This is a genomic window from Jannaschia aquimarina, from assembly GCF_000877395.1.
GTDB classification, from domain to species: Bacteria; Pseudomonadota; Alphaproteobacteria; order Rhodobacterales; family Rhodobacteraceae; genus Jannaschia; species Jannaschia aquimarina.
Genome location: NZ_JYFE01000081.1, coordinates 33,167 through 59,009, shown reverse-complemented (window position 1 = coordinate 59,009; position 25,843 = coordinate 33,167). Strand labels below are relative to the sequence as shown.

Here is a 25,843-nt window from a genome sequence, read left to right as displayed (position 1 = left end):
CCATGGACGTGATCGACGACCTGCCCATGATGTCGCGCGCCCCCGCCGCGCGCCCCAAGCTGGAAGGCGGCAAGCGCCTCGTCATGAAGACCGATTTCGCACCGGCGGGCGATCAGCCCACGGCCATCGTGGAGTTGGCGCAGGGCGTCCTCGACGGCGAGCGCGATCAGGTCCTGCTGGGCGCGACCGGAACGGGCAAGACCTTCACCATGGCCAAGGTCATCGAAGAGACGCAGCGCCCCGCCATCATCCTGGCGCCCAACAAGACGCTCGCGGCCCAGCTCTACGGCGAGTTCAAGGGCTTCTTTCCCGACAACGCCGTCGAGTACTTCGTCAGCTACTACGATTACTACCAGCCCGAAGCCTACGTGCCGCGCTCGGACACCTATATCGAGAAGGAGAGCCAGATCAACGAGCAGATCGACCGGATGCGCCACTCGGCGACCCGCGCGCTGCTCGAACGCGACGACGTGATCATCGTGGCATCCGTGTCCTGCATCTACGGCATCGGCTCGGTCGAGACCTACGGCGCGATGACCCAGGACCTGCACGCCGGGCACGAGTACGACCAGCGCAAGGTGATGGCCGACCTCGTGGCCCAGCAATACCGCCGCAACGATGCGGCCTTCGCGCGCGGCAGCTTCCGGGTGCGGGGCGACAGCCTGGAGATCTGGCCCGCTCACCTGGAGGACCGCGCCTGGCGCCTCTCCTTCTTCGGCGAAGAACTCGAAAGCATCATCGAGTTCGACCCCCTGACCGGCGCCAAGCAGGCCGAGATGGACAAGATCCGGGTCTACGCCAACAGCCACTACGTCACGCCGCGCCCGACGATGCAGCAGGCGATCAAGAACATCAAAGCGGAACTGGCCGTCCGCCTGAAGCAGCTTCAGGACGAGGGCAAGCTGCTGGAGGCCCAGCGGCTGGAGCAGCGCACCAATTTCGACATCGAGATGCTGGAGGCCACCGGCGTCTGCAACGGGATCGAGAACTATTCCCGCTACCTCACCGGCCGCGCCCCCGGAGAGCCGCCGCCCACGCTCTTCGAATACATCCCTGACAACGCCATCGTCTTCGCCGACGAAAGCCATGTCTCGGTGCCGCAGATCGGTGGCATGTATCGCGGCGACTACCGACGCAAGTTCACCCTCGCCGAGCACGGGTTCCGCCTGCCCTCCTGCATGGACAACCGCCCCCTCAAGTTCGAGGAATGGGACGCCATGCGCCCCCAATCCGTCTTCGTCTCCGCCACCCCCCAGGCATGGGAGTTGGAGCAGACCGGCGGCGTCTTCACCGAGCAGGTCATCCGCCCCACCGGCCTTCTGGACCCGGAGGTGGAGATCCGCCCCGTCGACATGCAGGTGGACGACCTGCTGGACGAGATCCGCCGCGTTTCGGCGCGAGGGTACCGCACGCTGGTCACGACGCTGACCAAGCGCATGGCCGAGGACCTGACCGAGTACCTGCACGAGCAGGGCATCAAGGTCCGCTACATGCACAGCGACATCGACACGATCGAGCGGATCGAGATCCTGCGCGACCTGCGGCTGGGCGCCTTCGACGTGCTGATCGGCATCAACCTCCTGCGCGAGGGGCTCGACATTCCCGAATGCGGGCTGGTCGCGATCCTCGATGCCGACAAGGAGGGGTTCCTCCGCTCCGAGACCTCGCTCGTGCAGACCATCGGCCGCGCCGCGCGCAACGCCGACGGCCGCGTCATCATGTATGCCGACCGCATCACCGGCTCGATGGAGCGCGCCATCGCCGAGACCGACCGCCGCCGCGCCAAGCAGATCGCCTATAACGAGGAACACGGCATCACCCCCGCGACCGTCAAGAAGAACGTCGAGGACGTGCTGGCCGGGCTCTACAAGGGCGACGTCGACATGAGCCGCGTCACCGCGAAGGTCGACAAGCCCATGGCCGGGGCGAACCTGCAGGCCCACCTGGACGCCCTGCGCACCCAGATGCGCAAGGCCGCCGAGAACCTCGAATTCGAGGAGGCGGCGCGACTCCGCGACGAGGTCAAGCGCCTGGAGCAGGTCGATCTGGTGGTGTCCGACGATCCCCTCGCGCGCCAGTCGGCGGTGGCGCAGGCGGTCGAGGACGCCCGCAAGGCCGAGGGGCGGAGTACCGCGGGGCGGCCAGGGCAGCGTGGGGGAAATGTTAAGAGGCGGAAGAAGGGCGGGGGGCGGTAGCGAATCGTTGACATATCCGGCAAAAGTTCTCAGGACGTTCCGTGAACAAATAGGTCCGTCGTTATGATCAGCGTCAGCTTTACAAAGTTTCTCGATTTCATCGCGCAGAGTGGAGAGCCGAAAGCGACTACTGCTCTGCAAGCTTGGAGGCAGGGTAATACGCCATACGATGCTAAAACTGATTACCATAAGCGTGTGCGAGAGAAGCTCAGGAACTACGAGCGGTCAGGCGTCGCGCCTGATTGGGAAGAGTTTATCAACGCGCAGAACGAGAAGAAGCAGAAAAACTTTAGGGAAACGATAGACTGCTATTTAAAATGGAGGTCGAAGCAAGGCACGGTATCTTGGATCGATCCGCCAACGGCGTCGATCGACACGACTGAATTCAGAGTTTCGATCAACCCAGAAATGGGATTAGTTATTGATGGCGACAGATACGCCATCAAGCTATTCCTGAGGAAAGCGAAGCTCTCCAAGCTGAAGGCACAGGTAGCAGGCCTCATGATGAGGAATGCGCTGGCCGAATATAATCCTGATATGAAATTTGCAGTCTTCGATGTGAAGGCAGGGACCTTTCACACGTTTCCTGGATCTTCCGACAAACTAAAGTATTTGCTGCGGGGTGAACTTGCTCATATGTCGGCAATGCTAGAAGCGATCAGGGAATAATCTAGACAATATCGCTAAATGATACGAGCAGATCTGCTTAAGCCGCCTCACCGCCAATACCGCCCGCATCCCCACGCCCCGAAAGCAACCCTGCCACTGACACATCTTCGTCCAGCCCTTCCCAGTGCAACCCGAATGCGCTGATCTCCACGGCCTCCCGCTCCGCCTGCGACGCCCCCATCAATCGAGGAAACCAAGCCAGCGGCACACCTAGTACACGGCCATCGCTCAGCGAGACCCACATCTGGTCCTGATCGAACCGCACGCTCTCAGCGGAAATGCTCATCCCAAGCCCTTTCGATCTCGTTCGCGTGTTCTGCGACCACCTTGGCCAGCCGCCGCAACGTCCGCGCGTCCAAACCATCGGAACGCGCAACAGTCACATCCGGCATCAGCCAGAACTTAACCTCACCGCCCTGCCCCATCACGTGGATATGAACCGGCTCTCTCGGATCGCCTTCATTCGAATAGAAGAAGAACCGGAAGCCATCATGGCGAAACACAGTCGGCATCGGCGCAAACGCTAGCCCGCTGACGTCCCATCGGGCAAGCGTTCGTTCCTATTCCCGCCTCCACCACTCCGGAACCATCCCCCACACCCCCTCGTTTCTCCCTCAGTCACAAGGAGAAACCCATGGAATATGGCATCATCGGCCTGCTGGTCCTCGCGCTCAACATCTACGCGATCTACCACGTGGTCACGTCCGGCGCCTCGACCATGGCGAAGGTCCTCTGGACGCTGGGCATCCTGATATTCCCCGTCCTGGGCGTCATCGCCTGGTTCATCGCAGGCCCCAAGGGCCACGCGACGGCCTGATCGCACGACGAAGGCAAGACCGCACGCCCGGGGCTCTTGGCCTCGGGGACATCGTCTCACCCCTTCCGCGACACCGCCCGCACGATCCCCACGATCACCGCCGCGCCCACGGCCCCGACCGCCGCAACCAGCAGGATGCCCCCGGCGGCCAGCACCGTGACGCCCAGCGCGGCCAGCAGGAACGGGGTCGCCATCGCCGCCACCGCGCCGATCAGGGCGTAGACGGCCACCTTGCGGCCGGTGATCAGCCCGATCACGCCGCCCACGCCCAGGCCCACCAGCGCCAGCACGATCAGCGCCGCGAGGCCCAGCCCTTCGAAGAATGCTTCCATACCCGCCTCCTTTGCGTTCGGTCGTGATCTAGCACGCCTTCCCGGAATGCCGAGGGGCGGGCCCAAGCCGCCCCCGGCTTGGGGTCAGAGGTGACCCTCGCCCACTTTCAGGATCACCGGGACGACGATCTCTTCCTCGTCGGTCAGGTGTCGGTCGAGGAAGCGGTGCATCTGCGCCACCCGCGCCTCCAGCGGGGCGGCAGCTTCTCCGCGCAGGACGGCATTGGCCTCGGTGGCAAAGCCCTCCAGTTCCTCGTGGAGCGCGTGATGATCGGCGTCCAGCAGCTCGAACCCCCGGGCCAGCTCGGGCGCATGGGCGGCAAGCTTGGGGAAGTAGACCTGATCCTCGATCGTGTGATGCTGCTGCAATTCGCCCAGGAACATGCCGCCCAGCCGCGACAGCCGCGCGGCGTGGTCGCGCGGATCCAGCTTGCCATCGACGCGCGCCGTGAGATCGCCTTGCAGCAGATCCAGCAAGCGGCGGAAGTTGAGGTGCCGCTCCAGCCAGAACTGCGTCAGCGGCCCGTATTCCGGATGATCCTGCCAGCCCGAACGCGGCATCTCGGCCAGCAGGACGCGTAGGGCCTCCGGCAGTCCGTCGCGCGTCGCGAGATCCAGCGATCCGTCCATGGCCCGTCCTCCTGCCCGTCCATCGGGCCGATCCCGTAGATCGGGCGCGGCCGAGCCGTTTACCAGTGTTAACGAGGCGCAGGTCTGCCGCATGTCTGCACAGGGGGTGTACGGGGGGTGCACAGGGGGTGCACAGGTTTTTCGGGGTATTTCGGTGTCCGGTTAACCTTCGTGAACGGCTCTCACCAGCCTTCGGTCCCCGGTCCGCCCTTGACGATTCCGGTCAGGTTGGGGGTCACCCAGCCGCCGTAGAAATCCCCCGGCTGAGGGGTCACCGGCACCCCGCCGACCCGGCATTCATCCATCGCATGAGCGTAGATCGCGAAGTGATCCTTCAGCGCGGAAAACCGTTTCGTCGGAGTGGGATAGTCCCAGGCGCAGCGCGGCGCGACCGTTCCTCCGGCGGCCAGCGACCAATACCGCGCGACCCCCTTCCATTCGCAGAAGGACCGCCCCCGCGCCTGCGTGATCTCCGCCCCGATGGCGTCGCCCGGGATGTAGTAAGTCGGCGCATGGTGCGTCTCGCAGACGCGCCAAGCCTCTGACGTATCGACAATTTTCTGGCCGCCCAGCCGGATCTCTACCCGCTGCGGCACCCGCTCCAAAGCCGGTGGCCGGGGATAGTCCTGCACGTTCTCGGCGGGCAGGCCGGTCATTCGTTTGGCGTCGTGTCGCCTTCGACCGTGGTCGAGCCGTCGCTCTCCACTCGCACGTCGACGTCGATCTCGGGTTGGATGAGCGCGATGATCTCCCGCGCCCAGTCGCCGATGATCGGGATGAAGTCGATCTGGCTCAGGGACCACGCCAGCACCGACAGGAGGACCGACGCCCCCAACACCGTTCCCAACCCGAAGGCTAACCCGCGTGCGAGTTGGAACAGGATGAGACGGGGCATCGAATTGTGCACCTTGATGAAGCGGTGACGGTTCATCACCGCGATCTCCCGCCTCAGGGCCGCCACTTCGTCGAGAAATGCATCGCGTTCGTCGCTCATGGGCGGACCCTACCAGCGCGCGGGGTCAGAGCAAGGCGCGGAAGGCGATATACGCGGCCGCCGTGGCGGCATTCGCGAGGTTCAGCGACCGCACATGCGGGGAGCGCATCGGCAGGCGCACGACGGTCGCCTCGCCGGTGATCCGCCGAGGTAGCCCCACAGTCTCGGATCCGAAGACGAGATGTGCGTCGGTTGGCCAAGCCACATCGTAGACGGAGGCCTCGCCCCATTCCTCGAACGCGAAGAGCGCCTCAGGCGCCCGTCGCGCAACGAAATCGTCCCAGTCGTCATAGATCTGCAGCGGCACATGGGGCCAGTAATCCAGACCCGCCCGCTTTACCGCCTTGTCGGCGATGTCGAATCCCAGAGGGCCGACGAGGCAAAGATCGACCTGAAGCGCCGCGCAGGTCCGCGCGATGGTCCCGGTATTTCCGGGGATCAGCGGTTCGACCAGGACGATCGCGGGGCCCGCGCTCACGCGTGGACGGCCCACCACCGCTCGATCAGGTCGAATTGCAGGCTGCGCGCGCGCCGCCCCCAGGCGCGGCCCCCTTGCGGGCGTTCCCGCTCGGAGACCGACAGGCCGGCCCGGCGCCGCGTATCGGCGCAGAAGGTCGCAAAGGCCAGCGGACGACCGGAGGAGGCGTTGAAGTAGCCGCCCAGGCCGGACACGAAGTTCAGCGTCCCGGTCTTGGCCTGGATGGGGATGTTGGCTTGCGTGCCCTCGATGGTGATCTCCTTGAGGATCGGCCGCAGGATGCCCTCGGCTCGCGGCGCCGTCAGCATCTTGACCATGCCGATGCCACTGAGGCGCGTTGTCCCGTTGAGCCCCGAATGATCGTCGAAGTCGGCGCGCGTCACGCTGGCCCGCTGGCCCAGCCACCGGGTCATCAGGTCGCCCGAGGCGTCCAGCGTCGCCCGGTCCAGCCCCCGCTGTGCCGAGGCGGACAGGCCGATGACCTCTGCGGTGAGGTTCGTAGAATAGCGCAGCATGGAGCGTGCCACGCGGTTGAGCGCGGCCCCCGTCTCCGTGGCGATCGTCTGTCCGGCGGGCAGGCCCGTCATGCGCTCGGCTGCCGGAACGACGATGCCCTCGGACCTCAGCATCGTGCGCATCACGTCGCCGGCATAGAGCGCGGGGTTCCGCACCGGCAGCCAGCGCGATCCCGATCCGCCCAACTGCCCCCGCGCCACGGTCCAGGCATCGACGCTGCCGCGCGTGTCGTAGGTATAGACCGGCATGCTCCGGTCGGCGATGCGCATCGTCGACGTGGTGACGTCGGGACGGAACCGGCCCGTCCGGGCGTCCATGGTGGTCCGGTATCCGTTGCCCCCCCGTTCCCACGAGAAGTGGACGCGGTTGAAATTCAGGTTCAGGCCCGACACGGCGGGATTGTAGCCGACATGCTCGGGCTGGGACCGGTCGATGCGCTCGATCGTGGGCAGTGCGCCGGACGACACGAGAAACCGCCCCGTCACCTCGCGCAGACCGGCGGCCTTGGCGGACGCGGCGAGGTTGTGCAGCCCGTCGGTGTCGAGCGAGGGGTCCCCGCCGCCGACGAGCACGAGGTCGCCCTCCAGCCGTCCGTTCGAAATCGGACCCGTGGCGACGAGCCGCGTGGAGAAGCGATGCTCCGCGCCCAGTGTCTCTATGGCATAGAGGGCCGTGACCGCCTTGGTGACCGAGGCCGGCGGCAATGCGCGGATCGGATTGTAGGTCTCGAGGATCTCGCCGGTTCGCGCATCGGCGACCACTGCGGACACGTCTCCGCCCAGATTGGCGGAGGCGACCAGCCGTTCGGCCGCAGCGGCCGACCGGGCGAGGATGTCGTCCGGCTTGAGGACCGGACGCGCTGACGTCTCCGGCGCGTTCGCACAAGCCGGAAGCGCGGCCGTCGTCAGAATGCCGGACAGAAAGCTGCGCCGATGCATCATTCACGTTCCCCTTTCACCCAACATGCTTTTGATGCCCCGCCCGGCGCCCGTTGTGAAGGCCGTGCGCGCCTGTTAGCGCGCTGTGTATGGATCGCCACACACTCGGATCGGTCGCGCTGATGTTCGCCGCGATGTCACTGATCCCCATGGGCGATGCGGCCGGCAAGCTGCTGACCGGCACCTACGGCGCGAGCCCCCCGTTCGTCGCCTTTGCGCGCTTTGCGGTCGGGGCGGCGATGGTCGCGATCCTGCTGCGCGAACGCGTGATGTGGTGGCTCTACCGGGACTGGCGGATCTGGCTGCGCGCGGGCCTCATCGCGGGCGGGATCGGATGCATTCTGGCGGCGCTGCGGACCGAAGAGATGGCGACCGTCTTCGGCGCGTTCTTCGTGGGGCCTCTCTTCTCCTACGGGCTGTCGGCCTGGCTTCTGAAGGAGCGGATCTCGGCGGGGCAGTCGGTGCTCGTACTGGTCGGGTTCTGCGGGGTGCTGCTGGTGGTCCGTCCCGGCTTCGGCGTGACGTCCGGGGTCGGCTTCGCGCTGGCGGCGGGCCTGCTCTACGGGGCATTCCTGACCACATCGCGTTGGCTGGCGACGATCGCCCCGCCCAGACAACTGATGATGACCCAGACCTTGCTCGGGACGTTGATGCTGGCGCCGCTCGGGCTGGCCGGGACGGTCCCGGCGATGGATGCGACTGTGGCGGGGCTGCTTCTGGTTTCGGGCGTGGCATCGGCATCGGGCAACCTGATCCTGATCCTCGCCTTCCGCAGGACGGGGGCGACCGTGCTGGCGCCCTTCGTCTATTTCCAGCTGATCTCGGCCACCTTCTTCGGCTGGGCGGTTTTCGGGAATTGGCCCGATGGGATCACGCTTGCCGGTCTCGTCCTCCTGCTCTCCGCAGGCTTCGGTACGCTCGCGTTCCGGCGCTAGGACCAGTCTCCGGCGCGCCGGATATCGGTCGAGGAGGCCGGATGCATCGGAACGTTGATGAGGCACCAGGCCGGCGGGTCCGTCCGGCCCAGCCGGTGGCTTTGCGCCTCGGGGAGTTGCCACCTGCGAAAGGCGTGGGCCGCCGGTGACATGCGCGCGCGCATGCGTTCCCCCGGCCGGGCGACGATGCCGACAGGCGTCGTCCGCAGAATGGTCCGCCAATCGTCCCACAGGTGGAACTGCGCCAGATTGTCCGCGCCCATCAGCCAGACGAACCGCCGGCCGGGATAGAGCAGCCGGATCGCCCGAAGGGTCCGCGCGGTGTAGCGGGTGCCCAGCCGGCTTTCGAGATCGGTCACCTCTACGCGGGGATGCCGCATCATCGTACGGGCCCGTCCCAGCCGCTTGTCCAGCGGCGCCGGACCTGACGTCTTGAGGGGGTTCCCCGGGGATACGAGCCACCAGACGCGGTCCAGGCCGAACCTGCTGAGCGCGGCGCGCGTGATGTGTACATGTCCGGCATGGGCGGGATCGAACGACCCGCCCAGAAGACCCACGACCATGCCGGGCCGGGCAGAGGGAAACGCCAATCGCATGCCGCGCAGCTAGGCCCGTTCCGGCGGGTAGGGCAAGGCGGACCGGATGGCGGCCATCATCCTTCGGCCGGGTGGTGCGCCGATGCGTTGCGCCCGCCGCGCGCCCCGACTACATCCCGGCCAAATCCCGAAGGGAGCGCGACAGATGGCCAGCTATCAGTATGTCTACCACATGGACGGGGTCTCGAAGACCTATCCGGGTGGCAAGAAGGTGTTCGAAAACATCCGCCTCAGCTTCCTGCCGGGCGTGAAGATCGGCGTCGTCGGCGTCAACGGCACGGGCAAGTCGACGCTGATGCGCATCATGGCCGGTCAGGACAAGGAGTTTCAGGGCGAAGCCTGGGCCGCCGAGGGGGCAAAGGTCGGCTACCTCCCCCAGGAGCCGCAACTCGATGAAAGCCTGACCGTCCGCGAGAACGTGATGCTCGGCGTCGCCGAGAAGAAGGCCAAGCTGGACCGCTTCAACGAACTGGCGATGAACTACTCGGACGAAACCGCCGAGGAGATGGCCAAGCTCCAGGACGAGATCGACAGCGCGGGCCTGTGGGATCTCGACGCGCAGATCGACATCGCGATGGAGGCGCTGCGCTGCCCGCCGGACGAGGCGATGCCCGCCAACCTGTCCGGTGGCGAACGCCGCCGCGTGGCGCTTTGCAAGCTGCTGCTCGAAGCGCCGGACATGCTGCTGCTGGACGAGCCGACGAACCATCTCGACGCCGAGACGATCGCGTGGCTTCAGCGGCACCTGATCGACTATAAGGGCACCTGCCTGATCGTCACCCACGACCGCTATTTCCTCGACGATATCACCGGCTGGATCCTCGAACTCGATCGGGGCCGGGGCATTCCCTACGAGGGCAACTATTCGGCCTGGCTGGAGCAGAAGGCCGAACGCGTGGCCCGCGAGGCGAAGGAAGACAAGTCCCGCCAGAAGACGCTGGAGCGGGAACTCGAATGGATCCGCGCCGGCGCCAAGGCCCGTCAGGCCAAGTCCAAGGCCCGGATCCAGGCCTACGAGCAGATGGCGAACCAGTCCGAGCGCGAAAAGGTCGGCCGCGCCCAGATCATCATCCCGAACGGGCCGCGTCTCGGCTCCAAGGTGATCGAGGTCGACGGGCTCAAGAAGGCCTATGGCGATCGCCTGCTGATCGAGGACCTCACCTTCGCCCTGCCGCCCGGCGGGATCGTCGGCGTGATCGGGCCGAACGGCGCCGGCAAGTCGACCCTGTTCCGTATGCTGACGGGACAGGAGCAGCCCGACGAAGGAACGGTCGAATACGGCGACACGGTCAAGCTGTCCTATGTCGACCAGTCCCGCGATGACCTGAACGCCGACTACACGGTCTGGGAGGCGATCACCGGCGGGGCCGAGCTGATCAAGCTGGGCGACGCGGAGGTCAATTCCCGCGCCTATTGCTCCAGCTTCAACTTCAAGGGCGGGGACCAGCAGAAGAAGGTCGGCCTGCTCTCGGGAGGAGAGCGAAACCGCGTCCACATGGCCCGTCTCCTGAAAGAGGGCGGCAACGTTCTGCTGCTCGACGAGCCGACCAACGACCTGGATGTCGAGACGCTGCGCGCCCTTGAGGATGCCATCGCCGATTTCGCAGGCTGCGCGGTGGTGATCTCGCACGACCGGTTCTTCCTCGACCGCCTCTGCACCCACATCCTCGCCTTCGAGGGCGAGGCCCATGTCGAATGGTTCGAGGGCAACTTCGAAGCCTACGAGGAAGACAAGGCGCGACGCCTCGGTCCCGATGCATTGGAGCCGACGCGGGTGAAGTACAAGAAATTCACGCGGTAAAGAGGACCCTGCCATGTCGGACGCATGTTGCTCTGGCATGGGCCTGACCCTCCGCAGGGGGGCGCCGGAGGGCGCGGCGGGGATCTGACCCGCGCCATGTCGATCCAAGCGTTCCGTGGTGGGGCTCGGCCTGCCGCGTGCAGAGGACGATCCGGAGAGAGGCGAACGGTCGGGTCGCGCTGGACACAAGGGGCGTGGCGAGTTCGAGGGACGCGGATGCGCCGCGTCCGGATCGGAAAGCGATGAAGGGTGCGCGAATGGCGAAGTTCGGGGGGCGTCACCTGTGCCACTGGGTCTGCCGCCCCTTCTCCCTTCGACCCGCCGCATGCTACCGGCCCCTCGAAGATCGGGGAGCGTGATGGCGGCATTGGGCAGGTTCGCGTGGCTGGTGGTTCTGCTTTCAGCGATCTGGGTTGTGCAGGCGGTCAACTGGGTCACGGGATATGTGCTGAACGGCTGGCTCGGCCTGATCCCGCGAACCGTGGCGGGGCTGGACGGGGTGCTGTTCATGCCGCTTCTCCACGGGTCGTTCTCGCATGCCGCTGCCAATACCGGGCCGCTTGCTGTCTTCGGCGGATTGCTGACGTTGACGGCGCGGGCCCATATCGCCCCGGCCACCGCGATCGTGGTCGCCCTGGGCGGTTTCGCGGTCTGGGTCCTTGGGGGCGCGGCCATCCATATCGGGGCATCCGGCCTGATCTTCGGCTGGTTCGGCTATCTGCTCGCGCGGGGTCTGGTGGACCGCCGTCCGGTGCCGTTGCTGGTGACGGTGGGGGTGGCGCTGATCTACGGCACGATGCTCTGGGGTGTGCTGCCGGGCCAGCCAGGCGTCAGTTGGGAGGCGCATCTCTTCGGCGCCGTCTCGGGCATCTGCGCCGCCTTTCTGCTGCGCGGACGCCTGCGCGCGCTCTGACAGGGCGTGCGGGTCGCCGAAAGCGCCCGACACGCCCCGGCGAAAAACGCACTGAAAGGGGTGCAAGGTTACGGGCGGTCGGTCACATCCTTGATCCATGAGAATCGCCGCTTGGTCAGGTCCCCGAAATCTCTCGACGGCGATGATGTACAGCTTCGCCGCCAGACCCGATGTCGACGCGGTGGACGAGCCCTTCTATGCCGCCTTCCTCGCCCGCAGCGGGCTGGAGCATCCGATGCGGGAGGTCGTCCTGTCTGCCCAGCCGACCGATCCGGCAGAGGTCGCCGCCGGCCTGGCCCGCGAGGGGGCCCGACACAGCTATCAAAAGCACATGGCTCACCACATGGAGGGGATGCCGCTCGATTGGGCCGGGGGCTGCGTGCACATCCACCTGATCCGCCATCCCGCCCGCGTCATCGCGAGCTATGCCGCCAAGCGCGAGAACCCGACCGAGAGCGATCTGGGCTTCGCGGCGCAAGCGACGCTCTATGACCGGCTGGGCGGCGTGGTGGTGGACACGTCCCTGCTGCGAGAGAATCCCCGCGCCATGCTGGAAGCCCTCTGCGCCGAGATCGGGCTGCCTTGGGACGACGCGATGTTGCGATGGAAGGTGGGGCCCAAGCCCTATGACGGGGCTTGGGCGCCGCATTGGTACGGTTCCGTCCATCGCTCCACCGGGTTCGCGTGGCCGGAAGGGCCGTTGCCAGAGGTGGCGCGGGACGACCTGCTACGTGCGGCGATGCCGTTCTACCGCGCGATGGCCGCGCGGGCGTTGCGGCCCTGAGGGTGGTTCAGCCCTCGGCCCAGAGTTCCTCGTAGACGCGGCCGATCCCGTCGGCCTCGGCTTCGATGGAATGCAGCTCGACCGCCCTTTCACGGGCGCGCCGGGACATCTCGGCATGGCGAGGCGGATCCGACAGCAGCGCGTCGATCCGGCTTGCGGCCTCCTCGATCAGCTCTGCCTCCTCGACGACCAACCCGGCTTCTTCGCCCTCGGCGAAGGCGCGGAAGTTGCCGGCCGTCGAGCCGACGAAGGGCACGCCCGAGGCCATGCCTTCCAGCGGCGTCATCCCGTAAGGCTCGTAGCGGGGGACCGGCACGGTCAGGGACAGGGCGCGAACGAGCGCGGGCATCGCGTCGGGTCCGATCTCTCCGGGGAAGAGCAGGCGGTCGGCCAGGCCCGCCGTTTCGACCTTGCGCTTGAGACCGTCCAGAAAGCCCTGATGCTGTGGCTGCGCCTTGCCCAGAACAAGCGCCGTCAGGTCGGGCTGACGGGGGAGGACGCGCAGCATGATCTCGACGAAGCGATCCGTCCCCTTCGACGACCTGATGCGCCCCACCGCCGCCACCCCCCGCGTGCCGGGAAACCCCGTCGCCGCCCAAGCCGCCGCGCGATCCTCTGCCGGGTGCCAGACCGTGCAATCGACGCCGTGGGGAACGACGGCGCGGACATGGGGCTTGCCCTCGGCTGCCGCAGGGATGGTCGCGATCAGGGCGTCCATCCGCGACATAAGCCAGCGCGGAAAGGCCGAATGGCGGTGCGTTCCCGCGCTGGTGAAAACGATGCGGATCGGCAGCCGCAAGACGTCGCGCCCGAAAAGCGCGGCGCGCATCTCGTTGTTGCGGCGCACATGCCAGATGGCGAAGGGCTTCCCGGCCGGAGCTTCGCGGGTCAGGCGCCATGCTTCCCGCACGCCGACAGGATCGGGGCAGCCGGGCAGGGCGGTGCCGCACAGGACGGCATCGTAGCGGTGTCGCTGCACGCCCAGAACGCGGGCGGCTGTAGAGGATACGCCGGTAAAGTTGCGGTTCAGGTTGGTGACGACCAGTTCGGTCATGCCGCCTGCTCGATCTGAGTCGCGGCGAGTTGCGCATAGAGCCCGCCTTCGGCCAGCAGCTCGCCATGGGTGCCGCGCTGGACGATGCGACCCTGCTCCATCACGAGGATCTGGTCCGCGTCGCGCACGGTCGAAAGCCGGTGCGCGATCACCAGCGTCGTCCGGTCCGCCGAGAGCCTGGCCAGCGCGTCCTGGACCAGTTTCTCGGACTTGGTGTCGAGCGCGCTGGTCGCCTCGTCCAAAAGCAGGATCGGCGCGTCCCGCAACAGCGCGCGGGCGATGGCGACGCGCTGGCGTTGCCCGCCCGAAAGGTTGCCGCCGCGCGGCCCGGCCGGACTGTCGAGACCCTGCGGCAGCCCCGCGGCGAAGTCGGTGACATGAGCGGCCTCGAGTGCCGCACGCAGCCGATCCTCGGGGACCTCGCGGCCCAGGGTCACGTTCTCGCGCAGCGTCTCGTCGAAGAGCAGCGTCTCCTGGCTGACGGTGCTGAAGAGGCCGCGCAATGCCGTCAGGTCGAAGTTGCGCAAAGGCTGGCCGCCGATCGTGACTTGCCCGGCATCGGGGTCCACGAGCCGGGTCAGGACGTTGAAGACCGTGGTCTTGCCCGCCCCCGACAGGCCGACCAGCGCCGTCACCGTGCCCTGCCGCGCCTCGAAGTCGAGCCCACGCAGGACGGGCGCGTCACCATAGGCCAGCTCCACGCCCTCAAAGCAAACATCCAGCCTGTCGGGCCGGGCCGCGACCGGGGTCGCGGGCGACAGGATGGTCGGCGCCGTGTCGCGCAGGGCGTAGATCCGCTCCAGCGAGGCGGTCAGGGTCTGCCATGTTCCCGCCAGCCCGGCCAGCCGGCGCAAGGGCTGGAAGGCCAGAGCCATGGCGGTGAAGAACGACATGAACTCGCCGATGGTCTTTTCGCCCGCGACGATCTGGGGGCCGCCATAGAGGAGCACGGCGAAAAAGCCGATCCCCACGGCGATGTCGACCAGCGCGGGCACCGTCGCTTGACCCGCCGTGGTGCGGATCGTGGCGCGGACCATGTCCTCGGTCGCGGTGCGGAAGCGGGCCTGCTGATAGGCCTCCATCGCGTTGAGCTTGATCGGTGCGATGCCGTGGAAGATCTCGTCCAGGCGCGTCGTGCGGCGACCGGCGATGTCGCGCAGCTTGTGGGCCTTGCGCTTGATGTAGCGCTGCACCACGAGGCTGGGCAGGATCAGGAGAGGGGCGCCCACGACGGCGACCGCCGTCCAGACCGGATCCACCGACAGGGCCACTGCAAAGAGCGAGATCAGCCCCACGGCATCGCGTCCGAAATTGGTGATGATCGTGGTCCACTGGGTCTGGATCGCCTGCACATCGCCCTGCACGCGCTCGATGAGCAGGCCCGGCGACCGGGCGGCGAAAAACGCGCTGTCGAGGCGCAGCACATGGGCCAACAGATCCTGTTGGAGTCGCGAGGACGCCCGAAACGAGACCCGCGCCATGATCACGCGCTGCGCCACGCCGGCGAGGCCGCGCACGAGGAACAGCGCGAAGATCGCGCCGCCGACCCAGGCGATCAGGTCGGTGCGGCCCTCGACGAAGACGGTGTCGAACATCGGCTCCAGCATCCAGGCCAGCGCACCGACGGCACCGCCCTCGATCGACATGAGCAGCGCGGCGACCGCGATCCAGGGCCAGGAGCGGCGGAGATATTCGCGCCACAGGCGGCGGAAGGGGTGCGGTTGCGCCATGACTGGCGCCTAGCGCGGCGGCGGGGGGTGCGGCAAGCTCGCACGTGATGCCCTATGCGCGCGACAGCCTGTTCACGCTGGAAGCCTGGCAGATCGCAGGGGTTCTTGCGGTCGCGGGCCTGCTGGCGGCGATTTGGGTTGGCTTGGCTTTGCGGACGAGTGGGCCATGGCCCGTCCGTTTGGCATTCGGTGCAGGGCTGGCCTGGTCGTTCGAGTGGCTCTCGCCGCAGGTCTTTTATCTCTACTACCTGGCGGTGTTGGAGGGGCTGCCGCTGCAATGGGTCATCGGCTGGCCCCCCGCCCCGGCACGTATGCTGGAACTGCTGACCTTCGGGGAGGCGGAAAGCCTGTCCGGTCTGGGACGCGGGTTGTTGGGCTGGGTGGTGATCCTGCTGTCGCTCTGGCGGCGGGGGCGAGGGGCCAGCCCCTCGCGCTCCCCGGGATATTTCTAGCAGGATGAGGGAGGGTCGCGCTCTCCCTCTTCTGGGGTCAGATCGTACCGTTCCGCAAGTTTCCAGACATGGCCGGGGACCATGTGGCGCATCCTTTCGGGCGCGGCACGGCGCAGGTGCAGGATCGTCTCGACGGCCTTCATCTCGACACGCGCGCGGGCGAATTCCATGCCCTTGGGTCCGATCCGGGGCTGGAGCCAGGCGACGATGGGGCGCAGCCAGTCCGGCATCCGGCGGAGCGGCAGCCCGCCCGCCGCCCGTTCGGTGTTGGCCTTGAAGCCCTCCACGGCCGCCTGCCGCTTGCCCCGCGACGTCAGCGGCTTGAGCGCGACCGTGTCGCCCAGACCCGCCAGCATCTCCGCCCCGCAGGCGTTACGGACGATCAGCCATTGATCGCCGTCCCCGCCCATATATCCGACCGTGATGTCTGCGAGACGGTTGGTGTAGTCCACGCAGGTCCGGCAGGTCAGCGGGAAGAAATCGGAAGGCAGATCGGAGAGCGGCAGCTTCAGGAACGGGATCAGGCGTCTGGCGCCGTCCGAGAACCGCATCTCGACGCGGTAATCGGCACGGAATTCGAGATATGTCACATCGCCCGGTCGGTCCGTGAGGCGTCCGAGGAAGGCGTGAAAGTTCTCGGTCGTGGTGTTGTCGCTGCAAGGCGTGCCGATCACGTAGAGCCGCTCCAATCCGAGCTGCGTCTCGATCGCGCGCAGGGCGTAGACCTGACAGGGAATTCCGATGACTGCGATGCGCCGGTGGCCCTGCGCCATCGCAGGCTCAAGCAGCGCGAGAAGCGGCGCATAGCCCATCCGCATGCCGCGGACCTGAGCCATGCCCTCCGGCGCGGTGACGATCACGGGGACGGGCCGGAACGGATCGTCCTCGGCCGGTGCCAGGGTCAGGACGGCGGTGACGGCACCGCTTTCGAGCAGACCTTCGGCCAATGCGGTGGTGATGCCGGTCCATTGGGCGCCGGGCGCGGGGTTGCGCAGGGCCGCGCGGTGCATCGCGAGATGCGGGCCGAAATGCGGGTCATCCGCACGGTCGCCGTGGATCTGGTGCTGCGACGCCGGATAGTCCGGCACGGTGAACTGGCAGGCGCGGCCGCATTCCCGCGCGAGGCCCATCCGCGACAATCCGCAATCGGTACACATCCCGCGTCGGGCCGGGGGCGGCAGATCGGGTGCCTGGACGGCGCTGACATCCGGATTGTCTCGCATGACGAACAGCGTGGACCGCGCGCGCGGCCACGTCCACCCCGCGCGCGATGGCTGGACGCGGCGTGGCCGTCATGATCTGCCTGCCCGCCGGAGGAGACCCATGAAGATCGGCATCGCCGCCCTGACGCTCGCCTACGTGTTGAGCCAGTTCTACCGTGCGTTTCTCGCGGTGCTCGCCCCGGAGCTTGAGGCAGAGCTGGGTGTTGGTGCAGCGCAACTGAGCCGGGCGTCGGGCATCTGGTTCCTGGCTTTCGCGGCGATGCAGATCCCCGTGGGATGGGCGTTGGACCGGATCGGTCCACGCATCACGGCCTCGACATTGCTGGCCCTGGGTGGTGCAGGGGGCGCGGCCCTCTTCGCGCTGGCGGGGGCGGGCTGGCAGATCGAGCTGGCGATGGGCCTGATCGGCATCGGATGCGCACCGGTTCTGATGGCCAGCTACTACATCTTCGCGAGGACCTACCGGCCCGCGGTCTTTGCCACCTTGGCGGCGACATTGGTCGGGGTCGGCTCCCTCGGCAACATCGCAGCATCGGTACCCCTGGGCTGGGCGGCCGAGACGGTGGGCTGGCGCGGCGCGCTCTGGGCGCTTGCGGCGGTAACGGGGCTCGTCGCGCTGGCGGTGGCCCTGCTGGTCCGCGACCAGGAGGCGGCCGATGGCGCGGGTGACGGATCGCTCTGGGACGTGCTGCGGATCCCGGCTTTCTGGGCGATCCTTCCGATGATGCTGATGAATTATGCGCCCGCCGCCGGGCTGCGGGGCCTCTGGGCCGGGCCCTACATCGCCGAGAGCTACGGCGCGCAGTATGTGGGCGTCGTCACGCTGGTGATGGGGCTTGCCATGATCGCGGGGAACTTCGCCTATGGCCCGCTCGACCGGCTGACGGGGACGCGGAAGGGCGTGGTGCTGGGCGGCAACATCGCCGGCGCCCTCGTGCTGGCGGCGCTGTGGTGGGTGCCCGTGCCCGGTCTCTGGGCGGCGGCGGCGGCCCTGGCGCTGGTGGGGGCGCTGGGGTCCAGCTACGCCGTGGGCATGGCCCATGGCCGCGCCTTCGTTCCCGCGCATCTGACGGGGCGGGGCGTGACGCTGCTCAACCTCTTCTCGATCGGCGGTGTTGGCGTGATGCAGTTCGCCACCGGCCCGATCTTCGATGCAGCCGGGGGCGGGACCGAAGGCTATCGCGCGCTCTTCGGTCTCTTCGCGCTGGCCCTTGCGGCGGGCTGCGCGATTTATGCCTTCGCCCCCGATCGGACGGATTGATCGAACCGAATCGGCCCGTTGCCGGTTGGCCCTCCGAAGTCCCAACGACGGAGCGAGCCATGGCCGACGCGAAAAAGACCGATCCAGACCTGTGGGAAGAGGTGAAAGAGGAAATCAAGGACTCCGACAAGGGCGGCGATCCGGGCCAATGGTCGGCACGCAAGGCCCAGATGGCGGTGCAGGAATACAAGAAGCGCGGCGGCGGCTACGAGGATGACGGCCCCGACCAGGAGGATACCGACCTCCACGAATGGACCGAAGAGGATTGGGGCACCAAGTCCGGCGGCCAGTCCGACGACACCGGAGAGCGCTATCTGCCCAAAAAGGTCCGCATGCTGCTGACCGAGGACGAATATGCCCGGTCGACCCAGAAGAAGAAGGATGGCGATCAGCAATTCGTGGACCAGCCCGACGACGTCCGCGACAAGGTGGCCCATATCAAGGAGAACGGCCCCACCAAGGAGATGCTGGTCGAGCGGGCCAAGGATCTGGATATCGACGGTTACTCGCAGATGGACAAGGACGAACTGCTGGACGCCATAGAGGACGCGACCGACGAGAATGGGCGGGGGAAAGGCTCCAGAGTTGCGCTGGAGCAGAAGACCAAGGACGAGCTGATGGAGATGGCGCAGGACTGCGACATCGACGGGCGGTCCGACATGTCCAAGGACGAGCTGGTCGAGGCGCTGGCTGGCAAAAAAGACCTGTCCTCGAAGACGAAGGACGAACTCATGGAGATGGCCCAGGACCAGGAGATCGAGGGCCGCAGCGACATGACAAAGGACGACCTGATCGACGCGCTGAAGGAGGCGTCATGAGCACGCCGCTCGAAGATCTCAACGTGGATGCCCTAAAGGATCTCGGTCGGGTGCAGAAGGTCGAGGGCCATAACGACATGACCCGCGACGAGTTGCTGGACGCGCTGGACGGACCCGCGGATGACGATCTGGCGAAATGGCTCGGCAAGCCCCGGTCCGAGATTTACGAGGCCGCCGGAGAGAAAGGCATCAAGGGCCGGAAGGACATGCAGAAATGGGAATTGCTGGAAGCACTGGCCAAGGCCTGACCGGGACCCGCAGGGCCGAGATGGCATCGCGCGTGACGAGGATGCTTTGCCTTAACGCTTAGGTAACCAATTTCATCGAATCCTCTCGCCGACCCTTGGCAGGAGGATCCGGCATGTCCATCGCATCGAAGCTCGCCATTCGCAGCCGGCGGGACATTCTGGGCCACCTCCGCTTCATCCCGCTTGCGTCGGACGTGGATCCCCGGAGGGCCGGGCGGATCGTTCAGTTGGATGCACCAGACGCGGACAACGCATCATGCGAACGCCACATCGTTCCGGATGCCGCCGGAACGGTCGTCACATTCGGCGGCATGCAGAGCGGGATGGGCATTCCGCGCCGGGAATTCGCAGGCACGCTGCGCGATCGGGGACGGAACCTGCTTTTCGTGAAGGACTTCGCGCAATGCTGGTACCAGAAGGGTCTGGCCGGTCTCACCACCAGTCGGGCCTCTACCGCTCTGTTTCTGGCGAAGCAGCTTTCCACCTTGCCCCGGCCGTGGACCTTCGTGGGCCTGTCGGCTGGCGGCTATGCCGCGATCCATTTTGGCCGCGCATTGGGCGCAGACCACGTCGTAGCCTTCTCGCCGCAGACCTCCGTCGATCACGAGGCATGGAACAGGTTCGCCAGCGTCTCGACGGTTCGGAACCGGTTCCGACTGGACGACCCCGAGAACGATCTCAGTGCTGCCAGCGAGGCGCCGGAGGTTCCGGTGGACCTCCATTTCCCCGCGCACAACCCCTATGATGCCGGGCAGGCGCTCCGGCTTCAGGGACAGGCGGGCGTCACGCTTCGACCGCATGGCCATGACGATCACAACGTTCCCCGGCAATTGCGCAATGCCGGGCGCCTGCATGCGACAATACTTGGTGGGGCCCAGCGGAACGAGGCGCCCGCCCTCGCCTGACCGTCCCGCGCGCGGTGGATGGTCAGGGCGATCGGGCGCGCATATGGTGGAGGCCATGCGGCGTCTCCTCCTTTCCATGGCCTTCCTCGTCCTGGCGGTCCCGCTCTACACGGCCGCGATGGCGCGCGTCGGCGGCACGGAGCCGCCGGCCCTGCGGCCCCCGGATCAGCGCGCCGACCTGATCCATGTCGACAAATCGGAGCGGAGGATGACCCTGCTGCGTAACGGTCACGTCTTGGACAGCTACGAGATCAGCCTGGGCGCCGACGGCGACGGAGGCCACAAGCAGCGCGAAGGCGACGAGCGGACGCCCGAGGGCCGCTATGTCATCGACTGGCGTAACGACCACTCCATCGCACATCTGTCGCTGCACATTTCTTACCCCAACGCGGCCGATAGGGCCCGTGCCCGCGCGGCGGGCGAGGATCCCGGCGGCTTCATCATGATCCACGGCATCGCCAACGGATGGGGCTGGCTTGGGCCGTTGCATCGGCTCTGGGACTGGACCGATGGCTGCATCGCGGTCACCGATGCCGAAATGCGCGAGATCTGGTCCCGCGTCGCCGACGGCACGCCCATCGAGATCGAGGCCTGACCGGCGGCCCCGGCCTGGGCTACGACCGCCCGGGGAAGCCTGCCGTGCCGCGTGCCTTTCCATCGCGTGGGCCCTGCCTAGATATGATGGTCAAGGAGAGGACGCCCAGATGACACCGACGACCCGCGCATTCGCGTTCTGGCTGATCCGCGTCGGCATCGCCGTGGCGCTGGTGATCGCGATCCAGGCGTGGCGGGGGCCGGATCCCCTCCTGTGGTGGCTGGCGGCGATCTACACGGTGATCTCCCTCTTCACGACGCTGATGATCCTGCGCAGCAAGCGGTGACGACGATCGGTCGCGTGTTGCGGGCCCGAGATCCAGCGCCGTCGCAGTCTCGGCCGCACGCCGGCGATGGGATCGAAACATGAGGCACCGGATGCGATTCGTTTTCCTCGTCTTGCTGGGGCTGGTCTTCCTGAATGCGGCGTCGATCGTCCTTTCAGTCGAGAGGCTCGCGCGTCTACCGGAGGGGGGATGGCAACTGGGCGGGTTCCGCGTGGTCGGGGCGGGGGCCGCGCTGCTCGTCGTGAGCACGGCCGTGGCGATGTGGCAGGTTGCACGCCGCGTGCCCCTTTCGGGCTGGCTGGTCCTGGCCTACCCGACCGGTGCGATCCTATATCTCGCGGGATCTGCTAGAGCGATGCTCGGCATCACGGGCGGGGATGCGTTGACGATCGGATGGCTCGCGATACTTGCCCTTCTGCATATCGTCGCAGCCTTTCCCCTGCTCAGAGCCCAGCCGCCCGGATGACCCCAGAACTCACCGCCCTCGCCGTCGCGATCCTGATCCAGGCGCTCCAGTTCGTGATCTACGCGATCCCCGCCAACCGGGAACTCGGCACCGGCTACACGATGTCCGCCCGCGACAGAGAGCCATCGCGCGGGATGTCGGACCGGACGGCCCGGCTGGGACGGGCGATGGACAACCACTTCGAGGGTCTGATCCTGTTCACGGCGGCGGTCCTGCTGGTCGTCGTCTCTGACCAGTACACTGCGATAACGGGGGGACTGGCCTGGATCTACGTGGCCGCCCGTATCCTTTACGTTCCCGCCTATGCCTACGGGTGGCGGCCCTGGCGGTCGATCATCTGGATGGCGGGGTTCACGGCCACGCTCCTAATGGTTATCTCGACGCTCATCTGACCCCCGGCCCTCGGGGCGCCTCGTACATAGATCGTATGCACGGGCGGTGCACAGGGGGTGTACGGGGGGTGCACGTCTAGATTCGCGCCGGAGAGGCTTCATGAGCGACCCCCAATCCTACGACCTGATCGTCATCGGCTCCGGCCCCGGCGGCTATGTCTGCGCCATCCGCGCAGCCCAGCTGGGGCTCAGGACGGCCTGCGTCGAGGGGCGCGAGACGCTGGGCGGGACCTGCCTGAACATCGGCTGCATCCCGTCGAAGGCGCTGCTGCATGCCAGCCACCAGCTTCACGAAGCCGAGCACAACTTCGCAAAGATGGGTCTGAAGGGCGCGGCCCCCTCCGTCGATTGGAAGCAGATGCTCGCCTACAAGGACGATGTCATCGGCCAGAACACCAAGGGCATCGAATTCCTGTTCAAGAAGAACAAGGTCGACTGGATCAAGGGCTGGGGCAGCATCCCGGCCGCGGGCAAGGTGAAGGTCGGCGATACGACCTACGAGGCCAAGCATATCGTGATCGCGACGGGTTCTGACTCCGCCCCCGTTCCCGGAGCGGAGGTCGAGGTCGACGAGAAGATCGTCGTGACCTCGACCGGCGCGCTGGAGCTGTCGAAGGTGCCGAAGACCATGACCGTGATCGGCGGCGGCGTCATCGGGTTGGAACTTGGTTCGGTCTATACCCGGCTGGGGACGGAGGTGACGGTGGTCGAATACCTCGATGCCATCACACCCGGGCAGGATGCCGAAGTGGCCAAGCAGTTCCAGAAGATCCTGGGCAAGCAAGGCTTGAAATTCGTCACCGGCGCCGCCGTCTCGAAGGTCGAGACGAAGGGCAACAAGGCCACGACGCATTACACCCTGCGCAAGGACGACAGCACCCACGAGCTGAAATCCGACATCGTTCTGGTCTCCACCGGACGGCGCCCCTTCACCGATGGGCTGGGCCTTGAGGAGTTGGGCGTCAAGACGACGCAGCGCGGACAGATCGCCGTCGATGACGAGTACCAGACGAGTGTCGCGGGCATTCGCGCTATCGGTGATGCGATCGAGGGACCGATGCTGGCCCACAAGGCTGAGGATGAGGGCATGGCCGTCGCGGAGATCCTCGCCGGGCAGGCGGGTCACGTGAACTACGACGTCATCCCCGGCGTGATCTACACGCATCCCGAAGTCGCCAGTGTCGGGCTGACCGAAGAATTGGCCAAGGAGTCCGGTCGGGCCTACAAGGTCGGCAAGTTCAGCTTCATGGGCAACGGCCGGGCGAAGGCCAACTTCGCCGCTGACGGGTTCGTCAAGATCATCGCCGACAAGGAGACTGACCGGATCCTGGGCTGCCATGTCATCGGTCCGATGGCGGGTGACCTGATCCACGAGGTCTGCGTCGCGATGGAGTTCGGAGCAGCGGCCGAGGATCTGGCCCGCACCTGCCACGCCCATCCGACCTATTCCGAGGCCATGCGCGAAGCGGCGCTGGCCTGCGGGGACGGTGCCATCCACGCCTGACGTCCTCTGCGAAAGAGCGTCTCCGCCTACTCGAACCGGGCGGGGACGGCCTAGGAAGCGCCGCAAAAGCGCGCAAGGCTCTCCACCGCTTTGCCGCATTCGCGCGCCAAGGGTTACGTCGACAAGACTTGGACCCGACATGCCACTCGCCCCGCTCGCCCTTCTGACCCACGCCCTCCGGCCCATGGATCCAACCGAGCCGCTGCACGTCCCCGAACCCTTCGCGACCATTCCCGCGGATTTCTTCGGAACGAACTGGCCTTTGGCACTGACGATGATGATCTGCGGTGCGGTTCTGATCGTGACGACCCATCGCAGGTTCGCCAAGCGGCGCCACAAGAAGCGGATCCTGATCCTGGGACAGGGCCGCGGTCCCGGTTTCATGCTGACCGACATCCTGTGCCACGCGATCCGGAAGGGGCCGATGGTCCATCCCGCTCGGCTGAGAAGGGCGGTGCAGGTCGCCAACGATCTGACCGGAATGGACTACGACGAAGAGACGCTGCGCCAGGCCGCGCGCTACGCCGACAAGATCGTGATGCCGCTGTCCTTCGCATGGATGCGGCCTGCGCTGGATCATGCCGGACGCCGCCGGATCGTCGAAGCGGCGACCGCGGTCATGCTCGAATCCGGACCGTTGACGAATGGGGACAGGGCCTTCTTGCGCACGGTGGCGACCTCGATCGGAACACCGCCGGAGCGTGTCCAGGCCATGCATTGGCTGCACCAACCGATCTGAGGAGAGACATGGGACAGGTGCTGACACTTGCCGCGGCCACGATGGCGGCCGCGATCCTTTCGCTCGCCACGCCGGCAGAGGCCGGGCGCAGCGACGGGTTCGATCTGCGGGCCGTGGGGCAGATGGCCAAGGGCGCCAAGACCTGGCTCCAGAGCGGCCTCTATCCGCTCGACCCGGCGGTGACAGTCGATCTAGGGCGGGGGCGGGAGACACTCTGCCATCGCCGCCAGCCCTATGCGGTCTGGCACATGCTCGGTCTGGTCGAGATGCAGGTCGAATATGCCTTGTCGCGCGAGGGATGCCGCGATCGCGGGGGCGAGCCGCTTCCGATGTCGGTCGATACGCTGCAATCCATCGGCCGGTTGCCGGCGACCTTGCCGGCTGCGCCCGCCTTCGTTCCGACAGAGCGGGACAAGCTGATCGCCCTGGGCCCCTGGGTCGCGTTCGGCGCGATCCTGACGCTGGTCTCGCTGCGGCGGGGAATGCGAAGCCGTCGCAGACGCATCCGCCGGGAGATTATGGGCCTGCCCGACGGTCCCGTCTTCCGCTTGATCGACGCGATGGCACATGCCGCCGCCTGCGATGGCGACGCCGCCCCCGAAGAGCTTGAGCATATCCTGCGCGTCGCGCGCGAGGTCACCGATCTGGACTACACGGCCGATCATATCTCGGAACTCGTCTCGCGCAGCGAGCGCCCGCGCAGCGTGGGAGCCATGCGCCGGGAATTCGCGGACGGCCTGACCGTGGCGCAGGGCAGGCTGATGCTGAACGCCGTCCTCTCCGTCGTTGCCGCCGACGGGCGCATGGCAGGGGCCGAGAAGCGCTTCGTGAACCGGCTGACCAAGGCACTCGGCTTCCGGCGAAAGGAAGTCCGAACGGCGCTTGCCGACATGCTCAGCCGGCGAGGAGACGCAGCCCCTGCGTGACATCCGCGCGCACGGCGAGGCGGAGACCCGGTTCGTCCCCGGCGTGGAGCGCGGCGACGATCAGACGGTGGTTCTTGGGGAGTTCCGTCCGGTTGAGCCGCCCATAGAGCGACCGCATCGTCGGACCGAGTTGAAGCCAGACCGTCTCGACCATTGCCAGCATCGCCGGCGCCTGTGCCCGGAGATAGAGTGTGCGATGGAATTCGAGGTTCGTCCGGATGTAACCCGGCGCATCGTGCTTCACGACCCGCTCGGCGATCGAGCTGTTGATCGCGTCGAGGCGATCCACGAGGGCCGGATGGGCCCGCGGCAGGGCGCGCGCGGCCAGTTCCGGCTCCAGCAGGGCACGCAGGCTGGCCAGTTCCTCGATCCGCTCTGTCGACAGCGCGGGCGTGGTCACGCGCCCTGATGCCGACAGCGACAGCGCTCCCTCGGCGACCAATCGGCGCATCGCCTCGCGCACCGGGGTCATCGAGACCCCGTAATCCCGACCGATCCCCCGCAGGGTCAACGCTGCCCCTGGCTCAAGTTCGCCGTGCATGATCCGGACCCGCAGACTGCGGTACAGGCGGTCGTGGGCCGCGCCGGCGCCTTCGGGGAGCGGGTTCAGAAGCATGGCTGCACCCTCTCTCACGGGTCGCCTGCG

32 protein-coding genes are annotated in these 25,843 nt (G+C 66.8%); 19 read left to right on the top strand and 13 right to left on the bottom strand.

The annotated features are described in order from the left end of the window. Positions 1–2: 2 nt before the first annotated feature. Both uvrB and jaqu_RS19925 read left to right on the top strand, forming a co-directional pair. Positions 3–2,195 (top strand): excinuclease ABC subunit UvrB, encoded by a 2,193-nt coding sequence (uvrB, locus tag jaqu_RS19930; RefSeq protein ID WP_043920791.1) that lies wholly within the window; start codon positions 3–5, stop codon positions 2,193–2,195. Positions 2,196–2,258: 63 nt separating this feature from the next. Beyond that, on the top strand, positions 2,259–2,864 hold the full coding sequence (locus jaqu_RS19925) for a hypothetical protein (RefSeq protein WP_043920790.1): 606 nt from the start codon (positions 2,259–2,261) through the stop codon (positions 2,862–2,864). Positions 2,865–2,901: 37 nt separating this feature from the next. Here jaqu_RS19925 and jaqu_RS19920 read toward each other — a convergent pair whose 3' ends face one another. Further along, entirely contained in the window at positions 2,902–3,150 is a 249-nt protein-coding gene (locus jaqu_RS19920; RefSeq protein ID WP_043920789.1) for a DUF2442 domain-containing protein, read from the bottom strand. After that, complete coding sequence (locus jaqu_RS19915; protein ID WP_043920787.1) at positions 3,134–3,376, bottom strand: DUF4160 domain-containing protein; 243 nt, start codon at positions 3,374–3,376, stop codon at positions 3,134–3,136. The genes jaqu_RS19920 and jaqu_RS19915 overlap by 17 nt, the downstream gene beginning before the upstream one ends. Before the next feature lie 122 nt (positions 3,377–3,498). Between jaqu_RS19915 and jaqu_RS19910 the strand changes: the two genes are divergently transcribed. Next, positions 3,499–3,681 (top strand): PLDc N-terminal domain-containing protein, encoded by a 183-nt coding sequence (locus tag jaqu_RS19910; protein WP_043920786.1) that lies wholly within the window; start codon positions 3,499–3,501, stop codon positions 3,679–3,681. Positions 3,682–3,737: 56 nt separating this feature from the next. On the opposite strand, the gene jaqu_RS19905 is transcribed toward jaqu_RS19910, so the two are convergent. From jaqu_RS19905 to dacB, 6 genes are all read right to left on the bottom strand, one after another. Further along, entirely contained in the window at positions 3,738–4,013 is a 276-nt protein-coding gene (locus jaqu_RS19905; protein ID WP_043920785.1) for a hypothetical protein, read from the bottom strand. Between the two features lie 84 nt (positions 4,014–4,097). Continuing rightward, the gene (locus tag jaqu_RS19900; RefSeq protein ID WP_043920783.1) at positions 4,098–4,643 is read right to left on the bottom strand and encodes a hemerythrin domain-containing protein; all 546 of its coding nucleotides are present in this window, start codon (positions 4,641–4,643) and stop codon (positions 4,098–4,100) included. A 182-nt stretch (positions 4,644–4,825) separates the two neighbouring features. Beyond that, positions 4,826–5,299, bottom strand: coding sequence for a DUF427 domain-containing protein (locus jaqu_RS19895; protein ID WP_043920782.1), 474 nt, complete (start codon positions 5,297–5,299; stop codon positions 4,826–4,828). Then, positions 5,296–5,637, bottom strand: a complete 342-nt coding sequence (locus jaqu_RS19890; RefSeq protein WP_236687910.1) for a DUF5665 domain-containing protein — start codon at positions 5,635–5,637, stop codon at positions 5,296–5,298. The genes jaqu_RS19895 and jaqu_RS19890 overlap by 4 nt, the downstream gene beginning before the upstream one ends. 25 nt (positions 5,638–5,662) lie before the next feature. Then, positions 5,663–6,115, bottom strand: coding sequence for a tRNA (cytidine(34)-2'-O)-methyltransferase (locus jaqu_RS19885; RefSeq protein ID WP_043920865.1), 453 nt, complete (start codon positions 6,113–6,115; stop codon positions 5,663–5,665). Beyond that, positions 6,112–7,572 carry a D-alanyl-D-alanine carboxypeptidase/D-alanyl-D-alanine endopeptidase gene (gene dacB, locus jaqu_RS19880; RefSeq protein WP_043920781.1) on the bottom strand — a complete coding sequence of 487 codons (1,461 nt, stop codon included), beginning with the start codon at positions 7,570–7,572 and terminating at the stop codon, positions 6,112–6,114. Before dacB ends, jaqu_RS19885 begins: the two co-directional genes overlap by 4 nt. Before the next feature lie 86 nt (positions 7,573–7,658). Between dacB and jaqu_RS19875 the strand changes: the two genes are divergently transcribed. Continuing rightward, positions 7,659–8,504 carry a DMT family transporter gene (locus tag jaqu_RS19875; protein ID WP_043920780.1) on the top strand — a complete coding sequence of 282 codons (846 nt, stop codon included), beginning with the start codon at positions 7,659–7,661 and terminating at the stop codon, positions 8,502–8,504. On the opposite strand, the gene jaqu_RS19870 is transcribed toward jaqu_RS19875, so the two are convergent. Continuing rightward, positions 8,501–9,100 carry a nicotinate-nucleotide adenylyltransferase gene (locus tag jaqu_RS19870; RefSeq protein WP_043920779.1) on the bottom strand — a complete coding sequence of 200 codons (600 nt, stop codon included), beginning with the start codon at positions 9,098–9,100 and terminating at the stop codon, positions 8,501–8,503. The genes jaqu_RS19875 and jaqu_RS19870 overlap by 4 nt on opposite strands. A gap of 145 nt (positions 9,101–9,245) precedes the next feature. On the opposite strand from jaqu_RS19870, the gene ettA reads away from it, so the two are divergent. The 3 genes from ettA to jaqu_RS19855 all read left to right on the top strand — a co-directional run bounded on the left by ettA (position 9,246) and on the right by jaqu_RS19855 (position 12,598). Then, on the top strand, positions 9,246–10,901 hold the full coding sequence (gene ettA / locus jaqu_RS19865) for an energy-dependent translational throttle protein EttA (protein ID WP_043920778.1): 1,656 nt from the start codon (positions 9,246–9,248) through the stop codon (positions 10,899–10,901). Between the two features lie 358 nt (positions 10,902–11,259). Then, the gene (locus tag jaqu_RS19860) at positions 11,260–11,814 is read left to right on the top strand and encodes a rhomboid family intramembrane serine protease (protein ID WP_043920777.1); all 555 of its coding nucleotides are present in this window, start codon (positions 11,260–11,262) and stop codon (positions 11,812–11,814) included. Positions 11,815–11,911: 97 nt separating this feature from the next. Beyond that, positions 11,912–12,598 carry a sulfotransferase-like domain-containing protein gene (locus jaqu_RS19855; protein WP_043920776.1) on the top strand — a complete coding sequence of 229 codons (687 nt, stop codon included), beginning with the start codon at positions 11,912–11,914 and terminating at the stop codon, positions 12,596–12,598. A 7-nt stretch (positions 12,599–12,605) separates the two neighbouring features. On the opposite strand, the gene jaqu_RS19850 is transcribed toward jaqu_RS19855, so the two are convergent. Next, complete coding sequence (locus tag jaqu_RS19850) at positions 12,606–13,652, bottom strand: glycosyltransferase family 4 protein (protein WP_043920775.1); 1,047 nt, start codon at positions 13,650–13,652, stop codon at positions 12,606–12,608. Continuing rightward, positions 13,649–15,382: an ABC transporter ATP-binding protein gene (locus jaqu_RS19845; protein WP_043920774.1), complete on the bottom strand. Its 1,734-nt coding sequence runs from the start codon at positions 15,380–15,382 to the stop codon at positions 13,649–13,651. The genes jaqu_RS19850 and jaqu_RS19845 overlap by 4 nt, the downstream gene beginning before the upstream one ends. A 47-nt stretch (positions 15,383–15,429) precedes the next feature. On the opposite strand from jaqu_RS19845, the gene jaqu_RS19840 reads away from it, so the two are divergent. Beyond that, positions 15,430–15,834: a hypothetical protein gene (locus tag jaqu_RS19840; protein WP_043920773.1), complete on the top strand. Its 405-nt coding sequence runs from the start codon at positions 15,430–15,432 to the stop codon at positions 15,832–15,834. On the opposite strand, the gene jaqu_RS19835 is transcribed toward jaqu_RS19840, so the two are convergent. Next, the gene (locus tag jaqu_RS19835; protein ID WP_043920772.1) at positions 15,831–17,057 is read right to left on the bottom strand and encodes a Coenzyme F420 hydrogenase/dehydrogenase, beta subunit C-terminal domain; all 1,227 of its coding nucleotides are present in this window, start codon (positions 17,055–17,057) and stop codon (positions 15,831–15,833) included. The genes jaqu_RS19840 and jaqu_RS19835 overlap by 4 nt on opposite strands. A 100-nt stretch (positions 17,058–17,157) precedes the next feature. On the opposite strand from jaqu_RS19835, the gene jaqu_RS19830 reads away from it, so the two are divergent. The 11 genes from jaqu_RS19830 (at position 17,158) to jaqu_RS19785 (ending at position 25,197) form a co-directional block, all read left to right on the top strand. Then, positions 17,158–18,318 (top strand): MFS transporter, encoded by a 1,161-nt coding sequence (locus jaqu_RS19830; protein WP_043920771.1) that lies wholly within the window; start codon positions 17,158–17,160, stop codon positions 18,316–18,318. Positions 18,319–18,377: 59 nt separating this feature from the next. Continuing rightward, positions 18,378–19,136 (top strand): Rho termination factor N-terminal domain-containing protein, encoded by a 759-nt coding sequence (locus jaqu_RS19825; RefSeq protein WP_084630080.1) that lies wholly within the window; start codon positions 18,378–18,380, stop codon positions 19,134–19,136. Further along, on the top strand, positions 19,133–19,384 hold the full coding sequence (locus tag jaqu_RS19820; protein WP_043920770.1) for a hypothetical protein: 252 nt from the start codon (positions 19,133–19,135) through the stop codon (positions 19,382–19,384). Before jaqu_RS19825 ends, jaqu_RS19820 begins: the two co-directional genes overlap by 4 nt. Before the next feature lie 113 nt (positions 19,385–19,497). After that, the gene (locus jaqu_RS19815) at positions 19,498–20,289 is read left to right on the top strand and encodes a hypothetical protein (protein WP_043920769.1); all 792 of its coding nucleotides are present in this window, start codon (positions 19,498–19,500) and stop codon (positions 20,287–20,289) included. A 55-nt stretch (positions 20,290–20,344) separates the two neighbouring features. Beyond that, positions 20,345–20,884: a L,D-transpeptidase family protein gene (locus tag jaqu_RS19810; RefSeq protein ID WP_043920863.1), complete on the top strand. Its 540-nt coding sequence runs from the start codon at positions 20,345–20,347 to the stop codon at positions 20,882–20,884. 109 nt (positions 20,885–20,993) lie between these two features. Beyond that, a complete protein-coding gene (locus jaqu_RS21810) occupies positions 20,994–21,170 on the top strand; it encodes a hypothetical protein (protein ID WP_161793912.1) in 177 nt (58 codons plus the stop codon). Between the two features lie 91 nt (positions 21,171–21,261). Then, entirely contained in the window at positions 21,262–21,636 is a 375-nt protein-coding gene (locus tag jaqu_RS19805) for a hypothetical protein (RefSeq protein ID WP_043920768.1), read from the top strand. Beyond that, entirely contained in the window at positions 21,633–22,028 is a 396-nt protein-coding gene (locus jaqu_RS19800; RefSeq protein WP_043920767.1) for an MAPEG family protein, read from the top strand. The genes jaqu_RS19805 and jaqu_RS19800 overlap by 4 nt, the downstream gene beginning before the upstream one ends. A 100-nt stretch (positions 22,029–22,128) precedes the next feature. After that, positions 22,129–23,532, top strand: a complete 1,404-nt coding sequence (gene lpdA, locus jaqu_RS19795; RefSeq protein ID WP_043920766.1) for a dihydrolipoyl dehydrogenase — start codon at positions 22,129–22,131, stop codon at positions 23,530–23,532. 139 nt (positions 23,533–23,671) lie between these two features. Beyond that, positions 23,672–24,271: a hypothetical protein gene (locus tag jaqu_RS21805; RefSeq protein ID WP_043920765.1), complete on the top strand. Its 600-nt coding sequence runs from the start codon at positions 23,672–23,674 to the stop codon at positions 24,269–24,271. Between the two features lie 8 nt (positions 24,272–24,279). After that, the gene (locus tag jaqu_RS19785; protein WP_043920764.1) at positions 24,280–25,197 is read left to right on the top strand and encodes a tellurite resistance TerB family protein; all 918 of its coding nucleotides are present in this window, start codon (positions 24,280–24,282) and stop codon (positions 25,195–25,197) included. Here jaqu_RS19785 and jaqu_RS19780 read toward each other — a convergent pair. Continuing rightward, a complete protein-coding gene (locus jaqu_RS19780) occupies positions 25,166–25,813 on the bottom strand; it encodes a GntR family transcriptional regulator (RefSeq protein ID WP_043920762.1) in 648 nt (215 codons plus the stop codon). The two genes, jaqu_RS19785 and jaqu_RS19780, sit on opposite strands and share 32 nt — an antisense overlap. Between the last annotated feature and the right edge of the window lie 30 nt (positions 25,814–25,843).